Here is a 5,407-nt window from a genome sequence, read left to right on the forward strand (position 1 = left end):
ACTGTTGACAGGCGCGCTTTCCACAGCTTTTTTGAATTGAGCAAACAATGCACGCCTATCGTACGCACAAATGCGCCGAACTTCGCGATTCCCATGTGGGCGATACCGTCCGCCTGTCGGGATGGGTCCACCGTAAGCGGGACCATGGCGGCGTCTTGTTCGTCGATCTGCGCGACCATTATGGCATGACCCAGATTGTTGCCGATTCCGACAGCCCAGCGCTGCCGATACTAGAAGCGTTGCGCCTAGAAAGCGTTATCACCATTGATGGCGAGGTAAAGGCCCGAAGCGCAGGGACGGTAAATGCCAATCTACCAACCGGACAGATTGAAGTCTTTGCCCGCAGCGTCAACATTCTCAGCAAGTCCGAAGAGCTGCCATTGCCGGTCGCTGGCGAACAAGAATATCCTGAAGAGACCCGTCTCAAATATCGTTTCCTCGATTTGCGCCGTGAAACGCTGCACGCCAATATCGTCAAGCGCACCCAGATCATCCGCGAAACCCGCCGCCGCATGGAAGATATTGGCTTTACCGAATATTCGACGCCAATTTTGACTGCGTCCAGCCCTGAAGGTGCGCGTGACTTTTTAGTGCCAAGCCGTGTTCATCCCGGCAAATTCTTCGCGCTTCCACAGGCGCCGCAGCAATATAAGCAATTGTTGATGGTGGCCGGCTTCGACCGCTATTTCCAGATTGCACCATGCTTCCGCGACGAAGACCCGCGCGCCGACCGCTTGCCTGGGGAATTTTACCAGCTTGATCTGGAAATGAGCTTCGTCACCCAAGAAGAAATTTGGGACACAATGGAGCCAGTGATGGCTGGCGTATTCGAAGCATTCGCTGATGGCAAAAAAGTAACGCCAGCAGGGAAGTTTCCGCGCATCCCGCATTCAAAAGCGATGCTCGATTACGGCACTGACAAGCCCGATCTGCGCAACCCGCTTATCATCCATGACGTCACTGACCATTTCAAGACATCGGGCTTCGGGCTGTTTGAACGCATTGTTGAAGGTGGCGGTGTGGTCCGCGCCATTCCTGCGCCAAAGACTGCTGACAAGAGCCGTAAATTTTTCGATGACATGAACGAATGGGCACGCAGCGAAGGCCACGCTGGACTTGGCTATGTCACACGCAAGAGTGGCGAGTTTGGCGGCCCAATCGCCAAGAACCATGGCGTAGAGGGCATGCTCGCTCTCTATGACGCGATTGGCCTTGGCCCAGACGACGGCTGCTTCTTTGCCGCGGGCAAGGAAGAACAAGCTGCAAAGCTGGCGGGCGCGGCACGTACGCGCACCGGCGAGCAGCTAGACCTGATCGAAAAAGACGCGTTCCGCTTTTGCTGGATTATCGACTTCCCGTTCTACGAGTGGAGCGAAGAGGACAAGAAGGTCGACTTTGGCCACAACCCCTTCTCTATGCCACAGGGCGGGCTGGAGGCGTTGGAAACGCAAGACCCGCTTACCATCAAGGCTTATCAGTATGATATGGTCTGTAATGGCTATGAGCTCGCCTCAGGCTCGATCCGGAACCAGCACCCAGACCTAATGGTCAAGGCATTCGAACTCACTGGGCTTACGCAGGCCGACGTTGAGGAGCGCTTTGGCGGCATGTATCGCGCGTTCCAATTTGGCGCGCCCCCGCATGGTGGCATGGCCGCAGGGGTCGACCGGATGGTTATGCTTTTGTGCGGTGTTCAAAATTTGCGGGAGATCACCCTTTTCCCGATGAACCAGCGCGCCGAAGACCTTTTGATGGGCGCGCCGTCACCTGCCATGGCTAAGCAACTACGCGAACTTAATATTCGTGTTGTGGAACAGTCGCCGAAGGCTTGATTTCAACGACAAGATTGCGTGCGTGCTCCTTTCCTTTTGGAGACAGAGGCGCGCTTCTGCTTGTCTATGCGGGCAATAGATGCTGGAACGTCGGCATGTCTATCGACCTTTCCCAATTCGAAGCCGGTAAAAAATATATCGGCACCTATGACACTGACCTGAAGGACCTTCAGGATCGAATGTCGAAGTTACAGGCGCTGCATATTTTGCATGGCGCCCGCACCTTAATCATTTTCGAAGGCTGGGACGCCGCTGGAAAGGGCGGGGCCATCAAACGCATGACATCATCGCTTGATCCGAGATTTTATCAGGTTTTCTCAATCATTGCGCCCACGGCAGAAGAAAAGGACAAGCATTTTCTGTGGCGGTTCTGGAACAAATTACCGGGCAAAAAGGAAATCAGCATTTGGGACCGGAGCCATTATGGCCGCGTGCTTGTCGAGCGTGTCGAAGGGTTTTGCACAGAAGCCGAATGGCGGCGCGGTTATGACGAGATTAATGAATTTGAATCGCGTCAGGGCGAAATCGGAACAAAAATTATCAAGATATTTCTGCATGTGACCGCCGACACGCAGGACAAGGTTTTGACTGAACGGCTAGATGACCCAGCAAAACGGTGGAAAGTTACTGCAGAGGATTTTCGCAACCGCGAAAAGCGGGCCGATTATCTCGTAGCGCTAAAAGATATGTTTAAGCGTACACATACGCATTGGGCACCATGGACTGTTATTGATGGCAACAACCAGAAAGCGGCGCGGATTGCTGTGCTTACGCATGTGATTACGGAGCTCGAGAAAAGTGTACCGCAGGAATTTCCAGATGCAAATCCGGACATTGTCAATTTGGCCCAGCAAGCGATTGGTTACTCTGCCAAAGGGTAATCGATACGCACCACTTCCCATTCCTTGGGACCAGTCGGCAAAGTTACGGTTTTAACGTCGCCCACGCGCGCGCCGCGCAATGCATGGGAAAGAGGGGCGTTCCAGCCGATACGACCAATGCTAGCATCCGTTTCATCATCGCCGACGATGGTGATGGTGCGCGCAAGGTCGTCGTTATCAGCAATAGTTACACAAGCGCCGAAGAAAATTCTGCTTCGGTCCTCCTGCTTTGATGGATCAAGTATTTGGGCCACTTTCATTTTTTTGGAGAGCTGGCCCAGTTCCCGGTCAATCGCGCGCAGTTTCTGGCGACCATATATGTAATCGCCGTTTTCGCTGCGGTCGCCATTGCCCGCTGCCCAGTGGACGATTTCGACCACGGCAGGGCGGTCGATAGCAAACAACTGTTCGTAACGCGCACGTAAGGCTGCAAATCCAGCAGGGGTAATCGGGTTGGTGCGTTCGGCCATCGATCCTCCTTACGCGGTCGTGCCGTAAAAAGTCGAGACACCGCTGCCGCGCGTCAATTTCAATCTGCTTAGCCGATAGGATGAATCTCGTTGGGCGTTGCTTTGCCTAGATACGTCGTGAGCGGCGTTGCAGAGCGCACCCGCGCTTTTTCGGGATGGAGATGGTCGTACATTACTGCATTTTCGAGAACACGGTACACATAATCGCGCGTTTCGCTGAGCGGGATTTTCTCAATCCACTCCATCATATCGATGCTACCGGTGCGTGGATCACCATATGCCTTAAGCCATTTGTTCACATTGCCGGGCCCGCCATTATAGGCAGCGATGGCCAGAGGATAGCTTCCGCCGAAATAAGTGAGCATGCGTTCAATATAGGTCGCGCCAAGTGCGATATTATAGTCAGTGTCGACGGTCAGCGCGTCTGGGCGATACGCCATGGCGATCTTGCCTGACGTTTCGCGCGCGGTACCCGGCATCAACTGCATCAGGCCACGTGCGCCTGCGTGGCTAACGGCTGCGCGGTCGAACTGGCTTTCCTGCCGCATGATGGCGTGGGCAAGCGTCCATGTCTGGACATGCGCAGCGGGGACGTTGACGGTTGGGTAGCTATTGCCTAGCAAATCGGGAATACCCGCAATACGCGCGCTCCGCCCGGCCATTACGGCAAGATCGGGCCGCCCTAGCTTTCGGGACAGTCCAACGGCAGCAACATAATCCTCTTTGCCACCAGCATTAAGCGCAATCGCGCGGAAAAAGTTGCTTTGGTCACGCCAGCTTCCATATTTTGAAGCGAGCGCAGCCGCGAGCAGAACATCACGAACGCTGCCTGCTGCAATCACGGGCGCGGCAGCAGCAACTTGCGGCACATTTGGCATAGGTCTGCGCAGTTGTTCCAGCGCCAGTTGCCCAAAAAAGCTTTCGTAAAAAACGGAAGCCCGTTCATAGAAACGGTTAGCTGAGGTGGTGTCGTTCGCTTTCGCAGCGGCCTTTCCCGCCCAATAAAGCCCCTTTGACCGGGTTTGGGGGGATTTTGCCGCCGCAGCGTAGCGTTCAAACATTGCAACAGCGTCGCGCGGGCGACCAAGCTTCTCCAATGCGACTGAGCCTGCCAACCAAGTTAGGCTGGTATAGCGGTCACGCGTTGCGATATCTTGATCAAGCATAAGGACGCCTGACGGTATTGCGTCGTCAACACGCGAGGCGATACGATAGGCCAAGTCATATTGGCCATCTTCTTTGGCAGCCTGCGCGTGCGTGAGAAGTAATTGATACCAATCTTTTAATACAGGTGCAGGAGCCGCCAGTGTGCCTCGGTTTGCCAGCAGAGTTCGCACGCCGAAGCTGTTACCCGATGCGCGCAGAGCGTCGGCTCGCGCGGCGATGAGGCTTGCTTCGCTATCGGCAGAAGCACTGGCCTCTTGCACTTTAAAGTCTGCGTCTGCCGCTTTCAGCCGGGTGGCGAGCGCAGCCGCAAAAGCTGGTCGACGGTGCGGGGAGGTATACGCTATCCAACGTTCTGCGGCGCTGGTTGAGCTTGCCCATAACAATCGGTCAACGTGGGCATCATGATCTGCCGCAGTAAATTTGCTACCGGCAAAACGGTATAGTCGCGCCTCATCGTCATTATTTAAAGGCCCACTGCGCCAAGCTTCGCGCGCTTGTGTCTCAGCGCGCGTTTTGTCTCCGGATGCATAAAGTGCAATGGCGAACTTGGCGCGGCCGGTGTTTGTTAGTGGGGGCAATCGGTCGAAATAGGCAACAACTTGGCTTGGCGAGTAAGATAAGGGGTTAATAGCTTGCTCGGCTTTTTTACGCATTTCCTGGGTATTTGGCCAATCGGGATAAAGCATCAAAAAAGATGCGTAGTCGCTGAAACTGAAATTGCCGACTGCGCTTAACTTTCTCCATCGTTCTAACGCGGCGGGAATCTTGCCTTCGCTAGTGTCATAAACCACTGGCATTGCTACTGTTTGTCCGGATGGCGGAGAAACTGTGCCGTTGCCGGTCCCAGATTGCCATATTATGGGCCGTGTTTCCTGGGCGGATGCCGATGTCGCTAAAGGAATAATCAGCATCGATGCTGAAATGAGATGCTTTACCATGCTGGACATATTATGTGCCCCATCCTTATCAGTTGCTGAATGAACGACTATATAGCCACAAGCGGCTATTATGGCCCAGAATGAAAGTCCTATGCTATGTTTTCGGGTTCAATACCGGC

General features: G+C 54.3%; 4 protein-coding genes. 2 read left to right on the forward strand and 2 right to left on the reverse strand.

What is annotated here, in order from left to right:
• Window positions 1-47 precede the first annotated feature (47 nt).
• Both aspS and ACIQ2T_RS11820 read left to right on the forward strand, forming a co-directional pair.
• Window positions 48-1,832, forward strand: a complete 1,785-nt coding sequence (gene aspS / locus ACIQ2T_RS11815; RefSeq protein WP_397590988.1) for an aspartate--tRNA ligase — start codon at window positions 48-50, stop codon at window positions 1,830-1,832.
• A gap of 95 nt (window positions 1,833-1,927) precedes the next feature.
• Window positions 1,928-2,713, forward strand: a complete 786-nt coding sequence (locus tag ACIQ2T_RS11820; RefSeq protein ID WP_397590989.1) for a polyphosphate kinase 2 family protein — start codon at window positions 1,928-1,930, stop codon at window positions 2,711-2,713.
• On the opposite strand, the gene ACIQ2T_RS11825 is transcribed toward ACIQ2T_RS11820, so the two are convergent.
• Window positions 2,695-3,183, reverse strand: a complete 489-nt coding sequence (locus ACIQ2T_RS11825) for a GreA/GreB family elongation factor (RefSeq protein WP_397590990.1) — start codon at window positions 3,181-3,183, stop codon at window positions 2,695-2,697. The two genes, ACIQ2T_RS11820 and ACIQ2T_RS11825, sit on opposite strands and share 19 nt — an antisense overlap.
• Before the next feature lie 68 nt (window positions 3,184-3,251).
• Window positions 3,252-5,297, reverse strand: a complete 2,046-nt coding sequence (locus ACIQ2T_RS11830; RefSeq protein WP_397590991.1) for a transglycosylase SLT domain-containing protein — start codon at window positions 5,295-5,297, stop codon at window positions 3,252-3,254.
• Window positions 5,298-5,407: the final 110 nt, after the last annotated feature.

This window comes from Sphingorhabdus sp., assembly GCF_044357595.1.
In the GTDB taxonomy this organism is placed as follows: Bacteria; Pseudomonadota; Alphaproteobacteria; order Sphingomonadales; family Sphingomonadaceae; genus Sphingorhabdus_B.